Genomic DNA, 22876 nt, shown 5'->3' with positions numbered 1-22876 from the left:
GCCGCCGGTGAATCCGTCCCCAACGACGACCGGTTCTCCGACGACGGGGTCGCCAGGAACGGGATCTCCAGGAACGGGATCTCCGAGGACACGGCCCAGGACGACACGGCCCAGGACGACTCGTCCGCGAGGACTGCCGCCCGCGGACCGGCTAGAGGGGCGCCGTGATCTTGCCTCCGTTCCTCTCCTCGATCATCGAATGGCTCCGCGCCGGCTACCCCGAAGGGGTGCCGGAGCAGGACTACGTTCCGCTGCTGGCGCTGCTCACCCGCCGCCTGTCCGAGGACGAGGTCGACCAGGTCGCCGATGCGCTGATCGAGGCCGGCGACCTGCCGATAACCAAGACCGACATCGCGGTGCTCATCACGAAGGTGACCAACGAGATGCCGCTCGACCAGGACGTGGACCGGGTCCGGAAGCACCTGGAGGCCGGGGGCTGGCCCCTCACCGGCCGCGACCTGTGAGTGACGTTCTCGAAGTCCTGCGCGTCCCGCCGGGGCGGGACGTCGTCGCGATACTTCCCACGCTGCGCCGCATGCTCGACGGTGAGGGTCCCGCTCTGCTGCCCGTGCCCGCCGCGGACGAGCGCGAGACCCGCCGCCTGACCGACGCGCTCCGCCCCGGCGAGCCGATCGACGACGGCATCGGGCTGGTGATGGCGACGTCCGGCACCACCGGAACCCCGAAGGGCGCCCAGCTGACGGCGGCGGCCCTACGTGCCAGCGGGGACGCCACGCACGAGCGGATCGGTGGAACCGGATCGTGGCTCCTCGCGCTGCCCGCTCACCACATCGCAGGGATGCAGGTGCTGTTGCGCAGTCTGCTGTCGGGCACCGATCCGGTCGTAGTGGACGTCGCGAACGGATTCGATCCGGCAGCGCTTCCCGCGGCGGTCGCCGCGATGGACGGGCCGCGGCGGTATTCGTCGATGGTGCCGACCCAGCTGATCAAGACCCTCGAGCATCCGGAGGCCACGCGCGCCGCGGCCCGACTCGACGCGATCCTGCTCGGCGGTGCCGCGACCCCGGCGCCGGTGCTGCGCCGCGCCCGCGAGGCCGGCATCACGGTCGTGCGCACCTACGGGATGAGCGAGACGTGCGGCGGCTGCGTGTACGACGGGGTGCCGCTGACCGGGGTGGACGTTCGGGTCGACACCGAATCGCGGGTCTGGCTCGGCGGCGCAACGCTGGCGTCCGGGTACCGCGGCCTGCCCGACCATCCCGGGTTCGCCACTCCCGGCTGGTTCCGGACCGCCGACGCCGGGATCCTCGACGACGGGGTGCTCCGCATCCTGGGCCGGCTCGACGAAGCCCTGTCGACGGGCGGGCTCACCGTCGTGCCGCAGGTCGTCGAAGCGGTCCTGATCGAGCATCCCTCGGTGCGGGAGGTCGCGGTGATCGGCCTGCCCGACGCCCGCCTCGGGCAGCGCGTGGCTGCCGTCGTGGTCGCGGCACCCGGCTGCTCCCCCGCTCTCGACGAGTTGCGCGACCACGTCGCCGCGACACTCGACCGCACCGCCGCTCCGCGCGAACTGCACGTCGTCGACGCCTTGCCGCTGCGGGGACCGGGCAAGGTCGATCGCCGCGCGCTCGTCGCCCGATTCTCCTGACCACCGGGCAGGGTGCGAAGATCGATCCATGGCAACCGCAGGTCAATGGCTCGAAGGCGCCCGCCCGCGCACCCTCCCCAATGCGATCGCTCCGGTCGTCGCCGGTACCGGCGCCGCCGCCGCCATCGACGGCGCGGTGTGGTGGAAGGCGCTGCTGGCGTTGTGCGTCGCGTTGCCCCTCGTCATCGGGGTGAACTTCGCGAACGACTATTCGGACGGTATCCGCGGCACCGACGACGATCGGGTCGGTCCGCTGCGCCTGGTGGGTTCGGGTCTGGCCTCACCGGCGAGCGTCAAGCGCGCAGCGTTCGTGTGCTTCGGGATCGGCGCGGTCGCGGGCCTCGTGCTGGCGGCGACGAGCGCGTGGTGGCTGATCCTCGTCGGCGCGGTGTGCATCGTCGGCGCCTGGTACTACACCGGTGGCCGCAACCCGTACGGCTATGCCGGCTTCGGTGAGATCGCGGTGTTCGTGTTCTTCGGTCTCGTCGCGGTGCTCGGCACGCAGTTCGTGCAGGCCGGCCGGGTGACCTGGGCGGGTCTGGCGTGCGCGGTCGCGGTCGGGTCGTTGTCGACGGCCGTGCTGGTGACGAACAACCTCCGGGACATCCCGACCGACACGGTCAGCGGCAAGCGCACGCTGGCGGTGCGGCTCGGCGATCCGCGCACCCGCACGCTGCACCTGATTCTGGTCGGGGTGCCGTTCGTCGCGTCCCTCGCGCTGGTCGCGGTGACACCGTGGGCCCTGGCGGGTCTGCTCGCCGTGCCGTTCGCCGTGCGCGCCCACGCCCCTGTCCGCGCCGGAGGTCTGGGCAAGAGCCTGATCCCGGCGTTGCAGGATTCGGGGCTCGCCATGCTGGTGTGGGCGGTGGCGACCGCGCCGGCCCTCGCGTTCGGCTGAGCATTCGGCTCGGCCTCCGGCGGGGGCGCGGCGCGGTGGCGGTCAGTCGCCGGGCACGAACGCGCCGAGCACGAGATTGACGATGGAGATGATCAGGGCGCCCCACACGGCCGCCCAGAATCCGCTCAGGGTCAGGCCGTAGTCGGTGAACGAGCTGATCCACGAGGTCAGCCACAGCATCAACGCGTTGATGACCAGGGTGAACAGTCCGAGGGTCAGAATCAGCAGTGGCAGCGACAGCAGCTTGACGAACGGCTTCACGAGGGCGTTGACGATCGTGAAGATCACGGCGAGCACCAGCAGAGCCAGAACGGTGCGGCCGGTGAGCCCGTCCTCGCCTTCCATCGCGCCGATCCGGACGCCGTCGATGAGCGTGGCGGCGAGCCACAGCCCGATGGCGTTGATGACCAATCGCAGGATCAGTGATGTCATACCGCCACTGTTACACACGTCGGCCGCTGTGGCGGGTGGGACCAGCGGGGCGATCAGGCAGCGCGGTCGAGACGCGCGGCAAGGAGTTGCCGCAGGTCCCCGCTCGTGATGTGCTTTTCGATCAGCCCGAGCGCGGTGGGGTCGTCGGAGCGCAGGATCCCGAGGAGCAGGTGTTCGGCGGTGATGGATCGCTCTCGCCGGGCAATGGCTTCGCGCAGGGCCAGTTCCAGCGACTTCTTGGCGCCGCGGGCGAATGGCATGTGGCCCCACCGGCCCGGGCGTCCTGCAGCGGGCGATCGGCGGTCGAGGATCCCTTCTCCGAAGGTGCTCTCGAGTCGTTCGCGGATGGCGTCGAGGTCGATGCCGATGCTTTCGAGGGCGTCGGCGTCGTCCGGTCCGAGCACGCCGTCTGCGGCTTCGAGGTCGGCGAAGACGGCGTCGCCGGTGAGTCCGACACCGGCCAGTTGCGCGCGCAGCGATCGGTCGGCGGTCGCGAGCACTCCGAGCAGGAGGTGCTCCGGGCGGATTTCGGTCGCGTCGAGCGCTCGGGCCTGGGCCTGGGCGTCGACGACAGCGGCACGGGCGCTGTCGGTGAATCGTTCGAACATCGCGGTCACCTGCGCTTCCGGTTGTACTTCTGGTGGACGGCCTGCCGGCTCACCTCGAGTTCGTCGGCGATGGCCTGCCAGGACCAGCCCTGGGTGCGGGCGTTCTCGACCTGGATCTCTTCGAGTCGTTCGAGCAGTCGCCGCAGCGCACGTACTGCCCGTAGCCCTTCGGCGGGATCGGGGCTGGCGGCGGATGCGGCGAGCGCCGTTGCTTCGCTCATGTTGTCAATCTAGGTTGACAACCCCACCGTGTCAACGAATGTTGACGATTCGTTGCCGATTCCGCCCACGCGAAACTCGGGCGAACGCCGCCCGATCACCCGGAGACCGCGTCGCCGGAACGGTCACCCTCGCACTGCACCTGCCGCTCGGCCGCCTCGGCGTAGGCCTCGGTGAAGACTTCGAGGTTCCGGACGAAGTCGTCGCGCGCGTCCGCTGGGAGCGCGTCCAGCGCGGCCGCGAAGATCGTCATCTTGCGTGCGAGTTCGGTTTCGAACATGCCCCGGCCCTCGGCGGTGGCTTTCAGGGTCTTGGCCCCGCCGCCGGCCTGGTCCAGGCGCTCGACCAGGCCGCGGGCCAGGGCGGCGTGGACCTGACGGTTCACCGTGGACTGTTCCAGCCCGAGAGCCTCGGCCACCTGGCGCATCGTCTGTGGCCCCTGCGTGGTGAGCAACCACAGCAGGCGGTTGTCGGCAGCGTTGAGCTGATTCAACGACTGCGCGGCGCGCTGTCCTCGTTCGAAACGTGAGGTCGCCACGACGAGTGCCCACTCGGGCATCGCGCGCACCGAATCGACCAGGCCTGTGATAGGAACCACCCCTATTCGAGTACTTCTTCACCCGCGGACATGTGTATTCTACACATCTAAATATGTAACTTACATATCTCGTTACGTCAGGAACTCATGGACACCACCGCCGCGAAGAGCGCGCCGGCACCGCTCATCTCGTCGAGCCGCGCCACCGCCGTCATCATCACCCTGTGCTTCGGTTCCCTGGCCGGAGCACTCATGCAGTCGCTGGTCATCCCGATCCAGTCCGAACTGCCCGAACTGCTGAACACCACGGTCGCCAACGCGTCGTGGGCGATCACCGCCACTTTGCTGGCCGCCGGCGTCTCGATGCCGGTCACCGGCCGCCTCGCCGACATGTACGGCAAGAAACGCGTCATGGTCGGCTCTGCTGCCGTGCTCGTCGTCGCCTCGCTGCTCTGCGCACTGGGTTCCGGCCTCGTGCCGTTCCTCGTCGGTCGCGCGCTGCAGGGTATCGCGATGGGTTACATCCCGGTGGCCATCTCGGCCGTCCGTGAGCTGGCCCCGAAGGAGAAGCAGGGCACCGCGGTCGCCACCGTCTCCGCCACCCTCGGTGTGGGCGGCGCCATCGGTCTGCCGCTGTCGGCCTGGATCGCCCAGACCTTCGACTGGCACGCGCTGTTCTACGTCTCCAGCGCCCTGGCGATCATCGTCCTCGTGGCCACCGCACTGGTCGTCCCGGCCACCCAGGACACCCACCCGGCCCGCCTCGACTACGTCGGCGTCCTGCTCCTGGCAGTCGGCCTCGTCTCACTGCTCGTCGGCGTCTCGAAGGGCTCGACCTGGGGCTGGGGCAGCAGCACCACCTGGGGCTGCATCATCGGCGGCGCGATCGTCCTGGTCCTCTTCGGTGTCTTCGAGCTGCGTCACCACGACCCGCTGGTCGACCTGCGCACCATGGGCCACCGTCCGGTCCTCTTCACCAATATCGCCGCCATCCTGATCGGCTTCGGCATGATGGCGTCCTCGATCGTCGTGCCGCAGCTCCTGCAGATGGACGAGCGCACCGGCTACGGCCTCGGACAGACGATCCTCCAGGCCGGCCTGTGGATGTTCCCCGGTGGCCTGATGATGATGATCTTCGCCCCGATCTCCGCGAGGCTGATGTCCGCCATCGGCGCCCGCCTCACCCTGGCCATCGGCGCCACGATCGTGGCCTGCGGCTATGTCTTCGGCGCCGTCATGATGGACGCGCCGTGGAAGCTGATGGTCAGCGTCGTCATCTCCTCCGCCGGCGTCGGCATCGGCTACGCCGCCTTCCCGACCCTCATCCTGGACAACGTCCCGATGGAGGAGGCCGGTTCGAGCGTGGGTGTCAACTCGCTGATGCGCTCGGTCGGCACCACCGTGGCCGGCGCCGTCATGGCAGCCGTGCTCACCAGCAAGACCATGGACCTGGGGGGCCACTCGATCCCGACCGAGTCCGCGTTCCACCTCTGCCTGTTCGTCGGTGCGGGTGCAGCCCTGGCCGGCGCCCTGGTCGCACTGCTCGTCCCGGCCCGCACCAAGCAGGCCCCGGCCGAGCCGAGCACCCCGGATCAGGAGGCCGTTCCGGCCCACGCCTGACCCGGACGGGTCGGCTTCATGCACCCACCACGGCACACGACGGGCGCCTCCCTCACCCCTCGAACTGGGGCAGCGGGGCGCCCGTCGCGTATCAGCCGGTCCGGTACACCCGTCCGGCTTCGTCGAGATACTCCCGGAGCGCCCCCAAGATCGGCCGCTGCCCCTTCACCAGCGCGGATTCCGCCACGGGCAGCGTGACCCAGCGGGCGTCGTCGACCTCGGGGAACTCCTGGAGCCGTCCCGACCGCGGCGGCCATTCGAGTTCGAACGTGTTGCTGCGGACGAACGCGAAGCCCTCGGCGTCCTCGTCGGCCTCACCCACGTACACGGTGACGACCTTGCCGGAGGGCTGCCGGAACCTCCCCAGGAGCGAGGTCGACACCTCCGGGGCCGGGAATCCGCACTCCTCCTCGAATTCGCGCAGTGCCACGACGAGGGGATCCTCGTCCGCGGTGTACTCCCCCTTCGGGATCGACCACGCCGCCTCGTCCTTCCCCTTCCAGAACGGACCGCCGGGATGAACGAGCCACACGGTGAGCAGGTCCGACGGATCGATACGGTACAGCAGCAGACCCGCGCTCGTCACCGCCATCGGCCGTCCCTCCCCGACTCCGTGTGGATACCGTGCGATGTGGATACCGTACGGCGGCGTCAATACCGTGCGACCGCGCCGTCGACCGCCCGCTGCAGTTCCTCCGCGACCCGGTGGGTGATCTCCCGCGGAGTGCCGGTGAGCCCGAGTACCGGCTGGGTGATGAAGACGCTCGCGGGTTTCCGGGGATCGTTGTCCGGTCCGTAGCAGATGCCGACGGTCACCAGCGCCGGTTTCGCGCCGAGCCCGTCGGCGCGGCGCACGATGTGGCCGATGCCGGTGCCCATTGCCTGCACCCGGGCCGGGTCGACGGTGTTGCACGTTCCCTCCGGGAAGATCGCCAGCGAATCACCCCTGCTCAGGCGCAGCGCAGCGACGTCCATCATGCGGCGGCCCGCCTCGGCGGCGGCTCGCACCCCGTAGTTCTTCGCACGGAACACCGGGATACCGCCCATCATGTCGACCTCGCGACGCTGTCGCGGCTCGCGGAACAGTTCGTCCTTCGCCAGGACCCGGGTGCGGCCGATCAGCGTGCGCAGCGGGGACCGCCATGCGGTGGCGGCAAGGGTGTACTGGTCGCTGTAGGTGAGGTGATTCGCGACGATCACCAGAGGCGTGCCGTCCGCGATCACCGCGCGCAGCGCATCGCGGGCCCCACCTCGATAGTTGACGCGGGGCCGGTAGCGGGCCGCGAGCATCGCGTAGGCGGCCAGGGCGAGCAGGCGGGGCTGCCGGTGGTCGCGGTAGAAGTCGTAGACGGCGTCGGCGTTCGCCAGGGTCACCTCGGGGCGATCCATGCGTCCACGGTACGCGGGTGCCTTCGGCCGGTGTGCCTATGTGGCGGTCCCAGCCGCCATTAAGGCACACGAGCGGCGGAGCCGCACAGCGTCAGGGAGCCCAGCCCCCGGTCTTCGCGAACAGCTCCAGGGTGTCGGCCGGGCCGGTCAGGTCCAGACCTTCGGCCGCGACCCACTCGTCGGAGTAGTAGGTCTGCGCGTAGCGTTCCCCACCGTCGCACAGCAGGGTCACGACGCTGCCGCGGCGACCCTCGGCGAGCATCTCGGCGACGAGCCCGAACGCACCCCACAGGTTGGTGCCGGTCGACCCGCCGACGCGCCGGCCGAGGACCCCGCTCGCGTGCCGTGCTGCGGCGATGGACGCGGCGTCGGGGACGCGGATCATCCGGTCGACGACCTGGCCGACGAACGACGGTTCGACGCGCGGCCGTCCGATGCCCTCGATGCGGGACGGCATCCCCGTCGTGTAATCGGCCGATCCGGTGGCATAGCCGCCGAAGAAGGCGGAGTTCTCCGGGTCCACGACCGCGAGCCGGCTGCGATGACGCTGGTACCGCAGGTAGCGGCCGATCGTGGCGCTGGTGCCGCCGGTACCCGCACCGACGACGATCCACTCCGGCACCGGATGTTCCTCGAGCTGCAGCTGCGCGAAGATCGACTGGGCGATGTTGTTGTTGCCGCGCCAGTCGGTGGCGCGCTCGGCGTGGGTGAACTGGTCCATGTAGTGGCCGCCGAGCTCGGTGGCGAGGCGCTGGGCCTCGGAGTAGATCTCCGGGGGCCGGTCGATGTAGTGGCAGCGCCCGCCCTGCGCCTCGATCAGCGCGACCTTCGCGGCGCTGGTGCTGCGTGGGACCACCGCGACGAAGTCCAGTCCCAGCAGCTTCGCGAAGTACGCCTCGCTGACCGCGGTCGATCCGGAGGACGCCTCGACGATCGGGGTGTCCTCCCGGATCCAGCCGTTGCACAGCCCGTAGAGGAACAGCGACCGCGCGAGCCGGTGTTTGAGGCTGCCGGTGATGTGGGTGGACTCGTCCTTGAGGTAGAGCTGGATGTTCCAGTCCGCGGGCAGGGGGTACCGGAGCAGATGCGTGTCCGCGCTGCGCTGCGCGTCGGCCTCGATGAGCCGGATCGCGTTGTCGACCCAGTCCCGCGGCGCGCTGTTGTCGACGACGACCGGCTCTCCGGGTTGGGTCACTTGCCGTCCCGGCCGCGCAGGCGGGCCTCGAGGTCGGCTCGTTCGGCGCGACGGCGGGCGTCGACGTCGGCGATGCCCGCGTTCACCCGCCGCCGCAGCGGCGCGAACAGCACGAGCGACAGCGGCATCGCGATGAGGACCGCGAACAGGGCCGCGATGAGGAGCGGGATTTCCACCCCGAAGGAGCGCGGAACGTAGAGGATCAGGACTGCGAGCACGAGAACCAGCAGCATCCGGGCGAGCGAGTACACGACCACGTCGCGGGCGAGTGCTCCCTTGCCGGTGGCGGTCGGTCGGTCCTGGTCGGGGCGGTTGGCGGCTGCGTCGTTCACGCATCCAGGGTAGCCGTCCGCGGCGGCCCCGAATTTTCGTGCCGCGTCCCCCTCCGGGACGGCAGACAAAACGTCCGTTTTGTCTATTACTTCCGCTTTACCAACCGTAGACCGTTCGAGCAACCAGGGGTTTCGGTGTCAACATGGCTGGGAACAACCGATCGAATCACCCGATCACGACGAAACACCCGGAGGACTACAGCAATGAGTGCACCCGCTTTCAACGGCGCCAAGGAATCTCTGCTGACGCCCGGTCAGGTCGCCGCCCTCTTCCACGTGGATCCCAAGACCGTGACCCGGTGGGCCCACGCCGGCCGGTTGGGCTCCCTGCGCACCCCGGGCGGACATCGCCGCTTCCGGGAATCGGAGGTCCTGGCGTTGCTCCGCTCGCTCACCACCGAGGCGACCCGCTGACAGCACCTCTTCTCGACACCACACCGAGAGTCGCATTCCGACCTTTCGGACGAACCCGGCACCTCGGGTCGCCGGGGGCGTCGGGGACGCCTGACGGTGTCCCCGCTGGTCGGGGCGCATAGACTGGTGGAAGAGTCGCCCACGGCCCGGTCCGGACCGACAGGGGCGCGTCCACGGCAAGGAGGTGCATCGTGCTCTATCTGCTGGCATTCATCGGTGCGGTAACACTCGCGGTTCTGCTGTGGAAGGCGTTCGGTCCGGCAATGCACACGCAATCCGGACGCGCTCTCGGTCCGGACGACGATCCCGAATTCCTGTGGAAGGTCGATCGCGAGGTACACCGGCGTCGCACCGAAGGGCCGGCCGCCCCCGATCAGGACCCCGGCGACTGATTCCCCGACCGCCGCGGAAAATCCGCGGCCACATCCGCCGCGAGCCCCAGCAGCGCGCGGCGGGTGGTTGCGTGCAGGCGATCGAGATCGATCTCGGCGCCCTCTTCGAGATGCGGGTCGAAGGGCAGCACGTGGACCGCGCGGCAGCGCTGCGCGAAGTGCCCGACGAGCCGATCGATATCGACCTTGCCCGACCGCGGCCGCACTGCGTTGACCACCGCCACCGACTCCGCCACCAGCTGCCGATAGCCGTGCGCGTCGAGCCAGTCCAGCGTCGCGGAGGCACTGCGCGCGCCGTCGACCGAACCGGAACTCACGACGATCAGCGCGTCGGCGTTCTCGAGGATCGCGCGCATCGCCGAATGCATCAGCCCGGTTCCGCAGTCGGTGAGCACGATGCTGTAGAACCGCTCGAGCGTCGACAGGACCTGCTCGTAGTCCTGCGCGCTGAACGCCTCCGATACCGCCGGGTCGCTGTCGGAGGCGAGCACCTCGAGCCGGTGCCGGTTCTGGGAGGTGTAGGCGCGGACGTCGCCGTAGGTGCGCACGCGTGATTCGTCGCGCAGCAGGGTGCGCACGGTCGCCGGGGTTTCCGACGGCACCTTCTGGCTGAGCGTGCCCCGGTCCGGGTTCGCGTCGACCGCGATCACCCGGTCCCCGCGCAGCGCCGCGAACGTCGACCCGAGCGTGACCGTCGTCGTGGTCTTGCCGACCCCGCCCTTGAGGCTGAGCAGTGCGATGCGGTAGCAGCCGTGCAGGGGCTGCCGGACCTGGTCGGCCAGCTCGACCCGGCTGCGGTCGCGGCCGTTCTCCCCGACGTTGATGCGACCGCCCGTACCCCGGTAGAGCGCCCGCCGCCAGCCCCGCGCCGGGGGTGGCGTCACCCGCCGCACCAGCAGCGACGCATCGAGATCCTGCGCCGACGGCCCCCGCTTCGTCCCGTCCGGCATCGCCCGTTCCCCCTTGTTCTCGCCCCCACCAACGATCGCGGAGACGATAGCAGGATCAGGTCAGGCCGGCGTACGAGTGCAGACCGGACACCACCATGTTGATGATGAACAGGTTGAACAGCATGGCGACGAACCCGGCCACGTTGATCCAGGCCGCGCGGGTGTTGCGCCACCCGGACGTCGCGCGGGCGTGGAGGTAGGCCGCGTAGACGACCCAGGTGATGAACGAGACGGTTTCCTTCGGATCCCAGCCCCAGAACCGGCCCCACGCGGCCTCGGCCCAGATCGCACCGAGGATGATGCCGGCACCGAACAGCGGGAAGGCGATGATCGTCGTGCGGTAGGCCAGGCGGTCGAGGGTCTGCGCGTCCGGCAGGCGCTGGGCGACGCGGCCGAACACACCGCTCCCCTCGGCGTCCTTCTGGAAACGGATGCGCAGCAGGAACAGCAGGCTGGCGACACCGGAGACGAGGAAGATGCCGCTGCCGACGCTGATGATCGTCACGTGGATCGGCAACCAGAACGAACGCAGAGCCGGCACGACGGGCGCGGCGTCCGCATAGAGGACGGTCGCGGCGAGGAACATCAGGATCAGCACCGGCACCAGCAGGTAGACCCACATGATGCGGTAGGCGGGCTTGCGGAGCGCCACCAGGCCGAACAGGACCGCGGCGGTGCAGGCCATCGCCACGAACTCGTACATGTTGCCGAGCGGGAAACGCTCGGTGGCGAATCCGCGCAGCACGATCGAGGCGACCATCAGCGCGGCGACGACGACCACGAGGGCGCGACCCATGTTGCCGAGCCGCTCCGACATCGTCCGGCTCTGCGGACCGTCGACGCGGCCCGGGGTCGGCGGACCGTCGACGCGGCCCGGGACCTGTGTTCCACCGGAGGGGGCGCCGGCGGTGACGAGTTCGCGCTCGGCGACCCGGTCGGCCCGGTGGGTCGCGTACTCGGCGACGAGCAGCACCAGCGCCAGCACCAGCACGGCGAAGGCCGATTCGAAAGCCCAGTCGCTGTACCGCGCGAGCGTCTCGTGAGCAATCATCTGTTCTTCTCCTCTGCCGAACCGGCAGCGTCGTGACCGAGCAGGCGCGCAACCAGACGGTCGAACTCGTCACCCCAGCCGGCCTGATCCGTGCGGGCCAGACCACCGAGCTCTACTACGGTTTGTCGTTCGCCGTCTGTCACTGTACCGGCCGGATACACCCGGACCCAGACGCGCCGCCGCTTGACCAGCAGCGACACGAGCAGTCCCGCCATCATCGCCAGCGCCGACACGAGCACCCACTGCTGCGCCGGGTCGTGCGAGACCTGCAGGTTCACGAAGTCGGTGGCGCCGTCGAAGCGGACCTGGGTGCCGTCCGCGAGCGTGGCGCTCTCCCCCGGCTTCAGGTTCACCCGATCCTGCTTGACCAGGCGACCCTGGTTGATCAGCTCGCCGTTGAGCGAGAACAGCGACTGCGGGCTGCCGGTGTCGAGGCCGGCGTCGCCCTTGTAGATGTCGATCGCGACGGCCGGATCCAGCATCTTCGGGAACGCCGACGACAGCAGCGATCCGTGCAGTGCGGCCGTCGGCGCGAACAGGCCCTCGATCGCGATCTGGTTCCTGCGGCGTTCGTCGGCGTCGGGGAACATGCCGCCCGGCGGGTCGAACCGCATCGCGCCGCTGCTCAGGAACGTCCTCGGATCGTCGGGGGCGAACTGCAGCGTCTCGGTGCGGGTCTCGCCGTTCGGCCAGGTCACCGTGAACGTCGGCGCGAATCCGTGCCCCTGCAGGTACACGCGGTCGCTGCCGACGCGCAGCGGATGGTTCACCTTCAGCTCGGCCTGCCGCCACGTGTTCGAGGTGATGTCGTCGCCGTACTGGTAGTCGATGTTCGAGGTGAACATCTCGGCCTGGCCGTTGTCGAGGTAGTCCGCCTCGAAATCGTTCACCCGGATGCACATCGGGTTCAGCCCGGTGCCGTCCAGGGTGACACCGGCACGGAACGAATCGAACGACGCCGGGGAGGTCGTGCAGAACTCCTCCCCGTGCGCGATGAGGATGCGCTGCCCCTCGTATCCGAAGAGCTTGCCCATGGCGACGGTGAAGAGCAGACCGACCAGGGAGATGTGGAAGACCAGGTTGCCGAACTCGCGCAGATAGCCCTTCTCGGCGGACAGGGTCAGCTCGCCGTCCTTCGCGCGCGGTCCCCCGGCACGTTCGGCGATGCGCCAGCCCTTCAGCTGCCCACGGACCCGGGCGAGAATCTCCTCGGGACTCCCGCCGACGGTCGTCTCGGCGTGGTGCGGCAGCCGGCCCAGGTTCCGCGGCGCCGGCACCGGGCGGGTGCGCAACGCCCGGAAGTGCTCGACGCACCGCGGCAGGATGCACCCGACGAGCGAGACGAACAGCAGCACGTAGATCGCGGTGAACCAGAAACTGCCGAACACGTCGAACAGCTCGAGCTTGTCCATGAACGGTCCGAGGGTGGGCCGCGCGGCGATGTACTCGTCGACCTTGCCGGCGTTGAGGCTGCGCTGCGGCAGCAGGGCACCCGGGATGGCGGCGAGCGCGAGCAGGAACAGCAGCACCAGCGCCGTGCGCATCGACGTCAGCCCGCGCCAGGTGTTGCGCACGAACGCGACGGCGCGCCCGGCCGGACCCTGCCGAGGCGGCACCGGCTGCGGCGCGGTGGTCGGGGTGTCGGTCGCGGTCACCGGTGACCTCCCACGATGCTGCGACCTCCCGTGCGGACCATCTGACCGGGCTGCATGTACTGCCTCTCGAAACGTTCGGAACTGGTGGCGACCTCTGCCGTCAGATCGGCAGCGTCACCTCGGAGATGAAGGCGTCCCGCACCCAGGACACGAACATGTCCCACGCGCCGGTGACCAGGGCGACCCCCACCGCGACGAGCATGATGCCGCCGAAGATCTGCACGGTGCGGGCGTGCGATCGCAGCCAGCCGACCCCCCGCAACGCGCGCGCCGACCCCAGGGCCAGCACCACGAAGGGCAGACCCAGCCCGAGGCAGTAGAAGACGATCAGGGCGACACCCCGCGCCGCCGTCGTGCCTTCGGTGCCGGCCGCCAGCGAGATCACCCCGGCCAGCGTCGGCCCGAGGCAGGGGGTCCAGCCGAGCGCGAAGACGCCGCCGAGCAGCGGCGCACCCGCCAGGCTCGACAGTCGGCGCGGTTCGGGCCGGGTGTCGCGCTGCAACGCCGGGATCAGGCCCACGAACACCAGGCCCATGACGATGGTGACGACCCCGCCGACCCGCATCAGGACGTCACGGTTGACCGAGAGCAACGAGATCGCGCCGAAGACGGACGCGGTGGCCAGGACGAACACCACGGTGAACCCGGCGACGAACAGCGCCGCGGCGCCGGCGACCCGCAACCGGCCGTCGCTGCGCAGCGTCGTCGTGCGGGCCTGGGCCTGCGCCTCGGTGACCGCCGGTGCTTCCGCACCGACGACCCCGGCCAGGTACGACAGGTAGCCGGGAACGAGCGGCACCACGCACGGCGACGCGAACGAGACGAGCCCGGCGAGCAGGCACGCACCGGCGGCGAGCAGTAGCGGCCCGCTCGCGGCCATCGACTGGAAGGTGTCACCCACCCCGGACGCCAGCACCGTGTCGGCGCCGGTCGCGGTGAACGCTGCGGTACTCGTCGTCACTGCCGTACTCGTCATCACTGCTGTCCGGCCGGTTCGGCGGCGATCCGCTCGACCACCGGCTGCAGGTCCTCGGCGAGCAGTTCGGTGAGGAACACCGCGGCGACGCGATGGTCGCGGTCGAGCACCACGGTCGTCGGCACCACCGAGGTCGGATAGTTGCGGCCCAGCGCGAGCAGCGACCGCATCGCCGGGTCGTAGATCGACGGATAGGCCACCTTGTTGTCGACGACGAAGTCCTGCGCCTTGTCACGCTGGTTGTCGCGGACGTTGATGCCGAGGAACTGCACGCCCAGGTCCTTGGTCGACTCGTACACCTGCTCGAGGTCCCCGACCTCGCTGCGGCAGGGAGCACACCACTGACCCCACACGTTCAGCACGACGACCTGGCCCTCGTAGTCGGCGAGCGAGAGCGTCTGCCCCTCGTTCATCAGGTCCTCACCGGACAGGTCACCGAGGGTGCCTCGTTCGGCCGGCGGATCGTAGAAGATGCGGGTCTGACCGCCCGGGGAAACGAAATCGAACGTGCCGCCGGTGGCGACGGCGTCGTCACCGGTCGCGCACGACGTCAGAGCCGCGACGCTGCACAGCAGCGCCGCGACGACCACGAAGATCCTTCTCATGCGCCGTGCACATTCGGGTCGGAGGCCCCGGCCGGCTCCGAGTACACGATGTCGACGAGGGTGTCCCCGTCGTACACCAGAGACGTCAGAGACGCGAGACTGCACTGCCGGTTCCGCGGGTCGTGCCACAGCCGCTCCCCTTCGAGGAATCGGCGCAGCGTCCACACCGGAAGCTGGTGGCTCACGCACACCGCCTCGCGGCCGACCGCGGCGACGCGCGCGGCGTTGACGGCGGCGAGCATGCGATGCGCGATCTGCAGGTAGGGCTCGCCCCACGAGGGGGTGAACGGGTCGCGCAGCTTCCACCAGTGCCGGGGACGGCTCAGCGCGCCGTCGCCCACCGCGACCTTCAGGCCCTCGAACTGGTTGCCCGCCTCGATGAGGTTCTCGTCCGTGAGGACCGGCAGTCCGTGCTTCTCGGCGATCGGCGCGGCGGTCTGCTGCGCGCGCTCCAGCGGGGACGCGACGACGTGCGCGATGTCGTGGTCGGCGAGCACCGCCGCCACCGACCGTGCCTGCGACTCACCGGTGACGGACAACCGGTAGCCCTGCAGCCGGCCGTAGAGGATGCCGGTGGGGTTGTGCACCTCGCCGTGCCGCAGCACGTGCACGATGGTGCGCTTCTCGGACGGGACGGTTTCGGTCACGTGGGTATTCCTCGCGTCGGGCGTCAGCGGATCGGGATGGAGGCGGGTCGGGTCGGGTCAGGGGGCGGTCGCCGCCGCGGCGGCCTTCGCGGCGTGCGGCAGGGCGTCGGCGATCCGCGAGAAGGCGTCGTCGTCGAGGGCGGACGAGACGAACCAGGTCTCGAAAGCGCTCGGCGGGGCATACACGCCGTGCTCGAGCAGGGCGTGGAAGAACGCCGGGAAGCGCCAGGTCTGCGCGGCCTTCGCCTCGTCGTAGTTCGTCACCGGCGCGTCCGTGAAGAAGACGCTGAGGAGGGTGCCGGCGTTCTGCACGCGGTGCGGCACGCCTTCGGCGGTGAGGGCCTCGTCGAGCAGCCGGCCCAGGGTCGCGGCGTTGCGGTCGAGGGCCGCGTACACGTCGGCGTCGGCGGCGCGCAGGCTCGCGAGACCCGCGGCGACCGCGACCGGGTTACCGGAGAGGGTGCCGGCCTGGTAGACCGGGCCGGCGGGGGCGAGACGGGCCATGACGTCGGCGCGGCCACCGAATGCGGCGGCGGGCAGGCCACCGCTCATCACCTTGCCGAAGGTCATCAGGTCGCCGGCCACCCCGTCGATGCCGTGCCAGCCGGTGGCGCTCGCGCGGAACCCGGTCATCACCTCGTCCATGATCAGCAGCGCGCCGTGCTCGCGGGTGATCTCCCGCAGTCCCTCGTTGAACCCGGGCAGCGGCGGGACGGTACCCATGTTGCCGGCGGCCGCCTCGGTGATGACGGCGGCGATCTGCCCCGGGTTGGCGGCGAACGTGGCACGGACGGCCTCGAGGTCGTTGTACGGCAGCACGAGGGTGTCCTCGGCCTGCGCGCCCGTCACGCCCGGGGAGGTGGGCAGGCCGAAGGTCGCGAGACCGGAGCCGGCGTCGGCGAGCAGCGCGTCGACGTGACCGTGATAACACCCGGAAAATTTGACGATCTTGCTGCGGCCGGTGAATCCGCGCGCCAGACGCACCGCACTCATCGTCGCTTCGGTCCCGGAATTGACGAGCCGGACCTGTTCGACGGGCGCGATGCGCGCCACGATTTCCTCGGCGAGTTCGACCTCACCGGCGGTCGGCGCACCGAACGACAGACCGGACGTCGCGGCGGTGCGGACCGCCTCCACGACCGCGGGATGCGCGTGGCCGAGAATCATCGGCCCCCACGAACACACCAGGTCCACATAGGAATTGCCGTCGACGTCGGTGAGGGTGCTGCCCGAGGCCGAGGCGATGAACCGGGGGGTTCCGCCGACCGAACCGAACGCTCGAACCGGCGAGTTGACGCCTCCGGGCGTCACCTTCGACGCCCGGTCGAACAGGGCGGCGGAAGCAGTGTCGTGGGTGCGGGAGGCATCGGGGGTCGCAGTCACGACCTCCAGTGTCCCAGTTTCGGCGGATTTGCCAAAAGGCACCCGGGCGTGCGTGACCTCCGTCTCGGTCCGGCGGGAACACCGGTTGTCCGGCGGGAACGCCGATTCACGGCACCCGGTTCACGGCGTGCCGCACGCGGAACCGCAGCACCAGCAGGGGCACCGCCCTAGGGTCGGATTCATGGCGACCACAGCTGATCATCTCCGTGACACTCTCGACGGCGCGTGGCGGCAGGCCCGCTCCCGGGCCCGCACCGACCTGGCACGGGAGGAATTCGCTCCCCATCACATCCCCGATCTGGACCGGGCCCGCGCGACCGTCCTCGACCAGATGCGGCTGCTCGCCGAGGCCGGCTACGCGTCGGCCGGTTTCTCGGAGGCGAGCGGCGGCACCGGCGACCCCGGCAGCGCGGTCGCGTCGATCGAGATGCTCGCGATGTCGGACCTGTCGCTGATGGTCAAGTCGGGCGTGCAGTGGGGCCTGTTCGGCGGTGCCATCGAGAACCTGGGCACGCAGCGGCACCACGAGCGCTACATCCGCCCGCTCATCGACCTCGAGTTGCTCGGGTGCTTCGCGATGACCGAGACCGGCCACGGCAGCGATGTGCAGGCGCTCGAGACGACCGCGACATACGACCCGGCCACGCAGGAGTTCGTCATCGACTCCCCCACCCCGTCCGCGCGCAAGGACTACATCGGCGGGGCGGCACAGCACGCGACGGTCGCGGCGGTGTTCGCGCAACTGATCACCGGCGGCGTGACGGAGGGTGTGCACTGCTTCGTCGTGCCGATCCGCGACGAGCACGGCAACGACCTGCCCGGCGTGACGACCTCCGACTGCGGATACAAGGGCGGGCTGCCCGGCGTCGACAACGGCCGCATCAGCTTCGACGGGGTGCGGGTGCCGCGGGAGAACCTGCTCAACCGGTACGCGGACGTGGACCCGGACGGCACCTACCACTCGCCCATCGAGAACCCGAACCGCCGGTTCTTCACCATGGTCGGCACCCTCGTGCGCGGCCGCGTCACGGTCGGCGGGTCCGCCGGGGCCGCGGCGCGCGTCGCGCTCACGATCGCCACGCAGTACGCGCTGCAGCGCCGCCAGTTCTCCGCGCCGAACGACGAGCAGGAGGTGCTGCTGCTCGACTACCTCGTCCACCAGCGCCGACTGTTGCCGCTCATCGCCCGCTCGTACGCGCTCGGGTTCGCGCAGAACGAGCTGATCTCGACGATGCACCGCATCCAGACCACCCCCGTCGAGGACGTCGACCCGCAGGAGCAGCGCGAGCTCGAGGGCCGCGCGGCGGGTCTGAAGGTCGCGAACACCGAGCACGCGACCCGCGCGATCCAGGAGTGCCGGGAGGCGTGCGGCGGCGCCGGCTACATGGCCGAGAACCGGCTGACGTCGCTGCGGGCGGACACCGACGTGTTCACCACCTTCGAGGGCGACAACCACGTCCTGACCCAGCTCGTCGCGAAGGAACTGCTCACCGCGTACGCCGACGAGGTGCGTGGCATGAGCCCGGTCGAGTGGATGCGGTTCGCGGCGACCACCGTCTCCGACATCGTCAAGAAGCGCACCGCGGCGCAGCAGATCATCCAGACGCTCGTCGACACCCGGCAGGACAACGAGGAGGACGGCAGCCTGTTCAACCGGGGCACGCAGCTCACGATGTTCGAGGACCGCGAGCAGTACCTGCTCTCGACGGCGGCGCGGCGGCTGCAGGCGGCGTCGAAGCGGGAGAAGAGCCAGTTCGACGCGTTCAACTTCGTGCAGGACCACGTGTTGCACGCGGCCCGCGCACACATCGACCGGGTCGTGCTCGAGGCGTTCGTCGCCGGGATCGAGTCGTGCGAGGACGAGACGACCCGGGAATTGCTGTCGGACGTGTGCGATCTGTACGCGCTGAGCGTCATCGAGGACGACAAGGCGTGGTTCATGGAGCATCGGCACCTGTCCGTGGAGCGGGCGAAGGCGGTGCTGCGCGGCATCAACGAGCGGTGCCGGACGTTGCGCCCGCACGCGGCGACGCTCGTCGAGGGACTCGGCGTGCCCGAATTCCTGCTGGGGTCGGCGATGCTCGACGGGCCGGGAACCGACGCGGGCCGAGTCTGAACCTCAGTTCGGAATCACCCGGAGGATGCGGTCGTCGTCTCCGTTGTCCGTGGTCACCAGCAGGGAACCGTCGGGCAGCGGGGTCAGCGACCGCAGCCGCCCGTAGGTGTCTTCGAGCAGGGTCGCGGAATCGACGACGCTGCGCCCGTCCTCGGACAGCTTCAGCAGGATCAGCCGGGCCGCCTGCTGGCTGCTGACCACGAGGGCTCCCGACCACGGCCCCCACGCATCGCCGGTGACGAATGCGAGGCCCGGTGTCGCGATCGTCGGGGACCCGGAACTCCACACCGCACCGATCGCGCCGGGCACCCGGTCGGGGTCGGTCATGGGCACCGACTCGTCGTAGCGGCCGGGTTCCCGGTCGGGCCGGTAGCCGTAGTTGCCGCCGGGTTCGAGCAGGTTGACCTCGTCGTCGCGGCGGGTGCCCTGTTCGACGGCATAGATGCGCCCGGTGCCGGGCTGCAGTGCCAGTCCCTGCACGTTCCGGTGGCCGAGGGTGTAGATCGGGCTGCCGGGATCGGGGTTGCCGGCGGCGGGTGTTCCGTCGGGGTTCAGGTGCAGCACCTTGCCGCCGAGGCTCGCCCGGTCCTGCGGGACGGTGGGGCGGGCGCTGTCGCCGGTGCCCACGTAGAGGGTGCCGTCCGGGTGGACGAGGATCCGGCAGCCGGCGTGGCGGCCGCCCGCGGCGACCGGCATGCCGGAGACCACGGTGCGGACCCGGGTGGCGGTGGTCCAGTCGGGGTCGACCGTCCAGGCGAACACGCGCACGTCGTCCGGGTCGCGGTGACCCTGGCACGAGTAGAAGGTCCGGTCGGTGGCGAAGTCGTCGGACAGCGCCAGCCCCATCAGGCCGGTCTCCCCGACCGCGTAGAGGTCGGACAGGTCGGCCTGCAGCGCGGTGACCTGCCCGTCCGGGCGGCGGACGACGAAACGCCCGCCGCGCTCGCCGGTGAGGAGCGTGCCGTCGGGAGCCCGGACGACGTCCCACGGATGGTCCAGCCCGTCGATCAGTATCTCGACGGTGACCGACGGCGGGGCGCTCACGGCGGGGACCGTCACGGAGGTCTCCTCCACCGTATCCCCGGGTGGCGCCGCCACCGTGTTTCCGGGCGGCTCGGCCGCCGTGCTTCCGGGCGGCTCCGCCACCGGTGTCCTGGGCGGCTCCGCGTTCGTGCACGAGGCCGCCGCACACACGAGTGTGGCGGCGGCCAGGAGGGACCCGGCGGTCCTGCGCAGTCTGCTGCTCATGATGCCGGCGGGGTCACGGGATCAGGCGACGAGCGCGTATCCGGCTTCGTCGACGGCATCCGCGACCGCCTTCGGATCCAACTCGGTGTCGCTGACGACCACGACGGTGCCGGTCTCGAGGTTCACGTCCACCTCGGAGACACCGGGGATCGCGGAGATCTCCTCGCGCACGGCGGAGACGCAGTGTCCGCAGGTCATGCCCTCGACACGGTAGGTGTTCTGCATTGTGGCTCCTTCGAGTCTCGACATCACCACCGACGATACCCCCAGGGGGTACCTGCCGTCATCCGGTCCGTCAGCGCGCACGCCCGCTCACGAGGCCGTCGAGGCACCTGCGCAGCTCCGCATCGTCCTTCGCCCACGCCCTCACGAACGTGCCACCGCGCAACCGCAATCCGACGGCGGTGCGCTTGCGCGGTACGCCGGACAGCTCCCCGAGGGTGCGCGCATTCTCCCAGCGGGCCGGGTCCCGCGACGCGGGATCTGCGGGTGGCAGGACCGCCTCGATGTCCGCGACCGGCAGCTCCTCGGTCCCCTGCCGCAGCACCGTCTCGGTCAGTTCGACGCTCACGTGCCGACGGCCTGCGACGACCATGATGTACGCGAAAACGGCCAGTACCACCGCGATCACCGGCAGCGCGAACCAGTGCACGACCGGCCCGGTCGCCACTTCGATCAGCAGACCGACGAGGCAGAACAACGGACCCGACGCGACCGCCCGCCAGCGGGCGCCGGGTTCGTGGAACAGCGGCGCGGGCACACTGCCGTTCAACGTGATACGCCGTTCAACGTGAGACGCCGTTCAACGTGAGCCGTCCGTCGGGCGCAGCAGTCCGTCAGGCCGAGAAGGTGCCGGGAACGACCAGGAGCACGAGCGTTACGAGACCCAGGACTGCGATGAGGCCGATCAGGAGCGCCTCACGTCGACGGCTGTAGGGTCGCGGTTCCACGTACGGGTGTTCCACCTGCATGAGTCCTCACGCTCGTCGGGTACGGCCACAGACCGTTGGTCGAGCCCACCGTACTCCCTACGCGCGCAAGGTCAAATAGCCGGACGAAACCCTCTCCGTAAGCTCAATTATTAGGAATCCGAAGGAAGTACAGATTTGCGTCGCGCCGATGCATGAGTACGATCGCGCCCACCGTCAGCACCGACTGGAGGATGCCGACGATGCCGAGCACCCAGCCTTCGACGCCCGTACCGGCGCCCACACCGAACAGCGTCGGCACCGTCGACAGGGTCATGAAGACCCCGACCAGCGTCAACAGCATGCGCGCCCAGTTCTTTCCGCGGCGCATCTGTCGCACGACGAGATAGAGCAAGCCGAGAATCACGAAGCTGCCGACCGCCGCCGCGCCCAGACCGAACGGAATCAGTGCGAGGAAATCGTCGCGCGTCAACGTCTCCGACCCGGACATCTCCGGCATCTGATCCATCAATCGATCGACGAACGCCTGACGATCACGCCACATCACGGCCATGCTTGTGACCGCCGACACAATTCCGAGAATCAGGACGCCACACCACAATTGGCACGCCGTTCCGACGTCGACGGGCATCGGACGCGGTTCGCCGACCGGCCGCTGCGGCGGTGTGGGCATCGGCATGGGCCCGGTCACGACAACCAGCCTGCAGCCTCGGCGGCCCAGTAGGTCAGGACGATGTCGGCGCCGGCGCGACGGATGCTCGTCAGCGACTCGAGGACGGCGGCGTCACGGTCGATCCAGCCGTTCTGCGCGGCGGCCGTGATCATCGAGTACTCTCCCGAAATCTGGTACGCCGCAACGGGAACGTCGGAACGATCCGCGACCTCGCGCAGGATGTCGAGATAGGACATCGCCGGCTTGACCATCACCAGGTCCGCACCCTCGGCGAGATCGAGGTCGACCTCCCGGAGCGCCTCGCGCCGGTTCGCCGGATCCTGCTGGTAGGTACGGCGATCGCCCTCGAGCGACGATCCGACGGCCTCGCGGAACGGGCCGTAGAACGCCGACGCATACTTGGCCGCGTACGCCAGCTGCCCGACGTCCTGGAAGCCGGCCGCATCGAGAGCCGCGCGGATCGTCGCGACCTGCCCGTCCATCATTCCGCTCGGACCGAGCAGATGTGCACCCGACTCTGCTTGCGCCACAGCCATTTCCGCGTAGCGCTCGAGTGTCGCATCGTTGTCGACCCGCCCGGACTCGGTGAGCACACCGCAGTGCCCGTGATCGGTGAACTCGTCGAGACAGGTGTCGGCCATGAGCACAGTCGCGTCACCGAGTTCGTCGCGCAGGTCCCGCAGCCCCCGGTTGAGCACCCCGTCGGGATCGGTGGCGCCGGATCCGCGCGCGTCCTTGTCCTCCGGGCGGGGCACACCGAACAGCATCAGACCGCCGACGCCGGCCTCGACCGCCGCCGTCGCCGCGGCCCGCAGCGAGTCGAACGTGTGCTGGAAGACGCCGGGCATCGACGAGATCTCGCGGGGTGCGCCGATCCCGTCGGCGACGAACATCGGCAGCACCAGATGTCGTGGCTCGAGCGAGGTTTCGGCGACGAGTCGCCGCATCGCCGGGGTAGTACGCAGCCTGCGGGGACGAAATTCCGGATACACGGTTC

28 protein-coding genes are annotated in these 22876 nt (G+C 69.8%); 7 read left to right on the top strand and 21 right to left on the bottom strand.

Annotated features, from left to right (window positions below; translation table 11 throughout):
• Positions 1 to 164: 164 nt before the first annotated feature.
• The 3 genes from ACWDTS_RS03530 to ACWDTS_RS03520 are packed head-to-tail and all read left to right on the top strand — an operon-like array spanning position 165 to position 2507.
• On the top strand, positions 165 to 464 hold the full coding sequence (locus ACWDTS_RS03530; RefSeq protein ID WP_197250558.1) for a DUF3349 domain-containing protein: 300 nt from the start codon (positions 165 to 167) through the stop codon (positions 462 to 464).
• Entirely contained in the window at positions 461 to 1609 is a 1149-nt protein-coding gene (menE, locus tag ACWDTS_RS03525) for an o-succinylbenzoate--CoA ligase (protein WP_450117600.1), read from the top strand. The genes ACWDTS_RS03530 and menE overlap by 4 nt, the downstream gene beginning before the upstream one ends.
• 28 nt (positions 1610 to 1637) lie before the next feature.
• Positions 1638 to 2507, top strand: a complete 870-nt coding sequence (locus tag ACWDTS_RS03520; RefSeq protein WP_450110347.1) for a 1,4-dihydroxy-2-naphthoate polyprenyltransferase — start codon at positions 1638 to 1640, stop codon at positions 2505 to 2507.
• A gap of 42 nt (positions 2508 to 2549) precedes the next feature.
• On the opposite strand, the gene ACWDTS_RS03515 is transcribed toward ACWDTS_RS03520, so the two are convergent.
• The 4 genes from ACWDTS_RS03515 to ACWDTS_RS03500 all read right to left on the bottom strand — a co-directional run bounded on the left by ACWDTS_RS03515 (position 2550) and on the right by ACWDTS_RS03500 (position 4364).
• Positions 2550 to 2939: a phage holin family protein gene (locus tag ACWDTS_RS03515; protein ID WP_197250560.1), complete on the bottom strand. Its 390-nt coding sequence runs from the start codon at positions 2937 to 2939 to the stop codon at positions 2550 to 2552.
• Positions 2940 to 2992: 53 nt separating this feature from the next.
• The gene (locus ACWDTS_RS03510; RefSeq protein ID WP_450110348.1) at positions 2993 to 3547 is read right to left on the bottom strand and encodes a Clp protease N-terminal domain-containing protein; all 555 of its coding nucleotides are present in this window, start codon (positions 3545 to 3547) and stop codon (positions 2993 to 2995) included.
• Positions 3548 to 3552: 5 nt separating this feature from the next.
• A complete protein-coding gene (locus ACWDTS_RS03505) occupies positions 3553 to 3768 on the bottom strand; it encodes an HTH domain-containing protein (protein ID WP_197250562.1) in 216 nt (71 codons plus the stop codon).
• 95 nt (positions 3769 to 3863) lie between these two features.
• The gene (locus ACWDTS_RS03500; protein ID WP_248674857.1) at positions 3864 to 4364 is read right to left on the bottom strand and encodes a MarR family transcriptional regulator; all 501 of its coding nucleotides are present in this window, start codon (positions 4362 to 4364) and stop codon (positions 3864 to 3866) included.
• Between the two features lie 87 nt (positions 4365 to 4451).
• On the opposite strand from ACWDTS_RS03500, the gene ACWDTS_RS03495 reads away from it, so the two are divergent.
• Complete coding sequence (locus ACWDTS_RS03495) at positions 4452 to 5924, top strand: MFS transporter (RefSeq protein ID WP_197250563.1); 1473 nt, start codon at positions 4452 to 4454, stop codon at positions 5922 to 5924.
• Positions 5925 to 6015: 91 nt separating this feature from the next.
• Here ACWDTS_RS03495 and ACWDTS_RS03490 read toward each other — a convergent pair whose 3' ends face one another.
• The 4 genes from ACWDTS_RS03490 to ACWDTS_RS03475 all read right to left on the bottom strand — a co-directional run bounded on the left by ACWDTS_RS03490 (position 6016) and on the right by ACWDTS_RS03475 (position 8840).
• Entirely contained in the window at positions 6016 to 6516 is a 501-nt protein-coding gene (locus ACWDTS_RS03490; RefSeq protein ID WP_450117599.1) for an NUDIX domain-containing protein, read from the bottom strand.
• A 59-nt stretch (positions 6517 to 6575) separates the two neighbouring features.
• A complete protein-coding gene (locus ACWDTS_RS03485; RefSeq protein ID WP_450110351.1) occupies positions 6576 to 7313 on the bottom strand; it encodes a lysophospholipid acyltransferase family protein in 738 nt (245 codons plus the stop codon).
• Positions 7314 to 7404: 91 nt separating this feature from the next.
• A complete protein-coding gene (locus ACWDTS_RS03480; protein WP_450117598.1) occupies positions 7405 to 8508 on the bottom strand; it encodes a PLP-dependent cysteine synthase family protein in 1104 nt (367 codons plus the stop codon).
• Complete coding sequence (locus ACWDTS_RS03475; RefSeq protein WP_197250567.1) at positions 8505 to 8840, bottom strand: DUF4229 domain-containing protein; 336 nt, start codon at positions 8838 to 8840, stop codon at positions 8505 to 8507. The genes ACWDTS_RS03480 and ACWDTS_RS03475 overlap by 4 nt, the downstream gene beginning before the upstream one ends.
• A gap of 204 nt (positions 8841 to 9044) precedes the next feature.
• Here ACWDTS_RS03475 and ACWDTS_RS03470 point away from each other — a divergent pair, with 204 nt between their 5' ends.
• Both ACWDTS_RS03470 and ACWDTS_RS03465 read left to right on the top strand, forming a co-directional pair.
• Positions 9045 to 9254, top strand: coding sequence for a BldC family transcriptional regulator (locus tag ACWDTS_RS03470; RefSeq protein WP_006935908.1), 210 nt, complete (start codon positions 9045 to 9047; stop codon positions 9252 to 9254).
• Between the two features lie 191 nt (positions 9255 to 9445).
• Positions 9446 to 9646: a hypothetical protein gene (locus ACWDTS_RS03465; protein WP_197250568.1), complete on the top strand. Its 201-nt coding sequence runs from the start codon at positions 9446 to 9448 to the stop codon at positions 9644 to 9646.
• Here ACWDTS_RS03465 and ACWDTS_RS03460 read toward each other — a convergent pair.
• From ACWDTS_RS03460 to hemL, 7 genes are all read right to left on the bottom strand, one after another.
• Positions 9628 to 10596, bottom strand: a complete 969-nt coding sequence (locus ACWDTS_RS03460; protein ID WP_450117597.1) for a MinD/ParA family ATP-binding protein — start codon at positions 10594 to 10596, stop codon at positions 9628 to 9630. The two genes, ACWDTS_RS03465 and ACWDTS_RS03460, sit on opposite strands and share 19 nt — an antisense overlap.
• A gap of 55 nt (positions 10597 to 10651) precedes the next feature.
• Entirely contained in the window at positions 10652 to 11647 is a 996-nt protein-coding gene (gene ccsB, locus ACWDTS_RS03455; protein ID WP_450117596.1) for a c-type cytochrome biogenesis protein CcsB, read from the bottom strand.
• Entirely contained in the window at positions 11644 to 13302 is a 1659-nt protein-coding gene (gene resB, locus ACWDTS_RS03450) for a cytochrome c biogenesis protein ResB (protein ID WP_450117595.1), read from the bottom strand. Before resB ends, ccsB begins: the two co-directional genes overlap by 4 nt.
• Before the next feature lie 100 nt (positions 13303 to 13402).
• Complete coding sequence (locus tag ACWDTS_RS03445; protein WP_248674874.1) at positions 13403 to 14182, bottom strand: cytochrome c biogenesis CcdA family protein; 780 nt, start codon at positions 14180 to 14182, stop codon at positions 13403 to 13405.
• 95 nt (positions 14183 to 14277) lie between these two features.
• Complete coding sequence (locus tag ACWDTS_RS03440; protein WP_197250572.1) at positions 14278 to 14883, bottom strand: TlpA disulfide reductase family protein; 606 nt, start codon at positions 14881 to 14883, stop codon at positions 14278 to 14280.
• Entirely contained in the window at positions 14880 to 15530 is a 651-nt protein-coding gene (locus tag ACWDTS_RS03435; RefSeq protein ID WP_450117594.1) for a histidine phosphatase family protein, read from the bottom strand. Before ACWDTS_RS03435 ends, ACWDTS_RS03440 begins: the two co-directional genes overlap by 4 nt.
• 57 nt (positions 15531 to 15587) lie before the next feature.
• A complete protein-coding gene (hemL, locus tag ACWDTS_RS03430) occupies positions 15588 to 16913 on the bottom strand; it encodes a glutamate-1-semialdehyde 2,1-aminomutase (RefSeq protein WP_197250574.1) in 1326 nt (441 codons plus the stop codon).
• Positions 16914 to 17094: 181 nt separating this feature from the next.
• On the opposite strand from hemL, the gene ACWDTS_RS03425 reads away from it, so the two are divergent.
• Entirely contained in the window at positions 17095 to 19029 is a 1935-nt protein-coding gene (locus tag ACWDTS_RS03425; RefSeq protein ID WP_450117593.1) for an acyl-CoA dehydrogenase family protein, read from the top strand.
• 3 nt (positions 19030 to 19032) lie between these two features.
• Here ACWDTS_RS03425 and ACWDTS_RS03420 read toward each other — a convergent pair whose 3' ends face one another.
• From ACWDTS_RS03420 to hemB, 6 genes are all read right to left on the bottom strand, one after another.
• Entirely contained in the window at positions 19033 to 20277 is a 1245-nt protein-coding gene (locus ACWDTS_RS03420; RefSeq protein WP_450117592.1) for a PQQ-dependent sugar dehydrogenase, read from the bottom strand.
• 21 nt (positions 20278 to 20298) lie between these two features.
• Positions 20299 to 20502, bottom strand: a complete 204-nt coding sequence (locus tag ACWDTS_RS03415) for a heavy-metal-associated domain-containing protein (protein WP_450117591.1) — start codon at positions 20500 to 20502, stop codon at positions 20299 to 20301.
• 70 nt (positions 20503 to 20572) lie between these two features.
• Entirely contained in the window at positions 20573 to 21049 is a 477-nt protein-coding gene (locus tag ACWDTS_RS03410; protein ID WP_450117590.1) for a hypothetical protein, read from the bottom strand.
• A 64-nt stretch (positions 21050 to 21113) separates the two neighbouring features.
• Positions 21114 to 21248 carry a hypothetical protein gene (locus ACWDTS_RS03405; protein ID WP_269437511.1) on the bottom strand — a complete coding sequence of 45 codons (135 nt, stop codon included), beginning with the start codon at positions 21246 to 21248 and terminating at the stop codon, positions 21114 to 21116.
• A 103-nt stretch (positions 21249 to 21351) separates the two neighbouring features.
• Positions 21352 to 21897, bottom strand: coding sequence for a hypothetical protein (locus tag ACWDTS_RS03400; RefSeq protein WP_450117589.1), 546 nt, complete (start codon positions 21895 to 21897; stop codon positions 21352 to 21354).
• The gene (gene hemB, locus ACWDTS_RS03395; RefSeq protein WP_450110357.1) at positions 21894 to 22871 is read right to left on the bottom strand and encodes a porphobilinogen synthase; all 978 of its coding nucleotides are present in this window, start codon (positions 22869 to 22871) and stop codon (positions 21894 to 21896) included. The genes ACWDTS_RS03400 and hemB overlap by 4 nt, the downstream gene beginning before the upstream one ends.
• Positions 22872 to 22876 lie beyond the last annotated feature (5 nt).

Source organism: Rhodococcus sp. NPDC003383, assembly GCF_053589115.1.
This window is presented reverse-complemented; position numbering and strand designations above follow the sequence as displayed.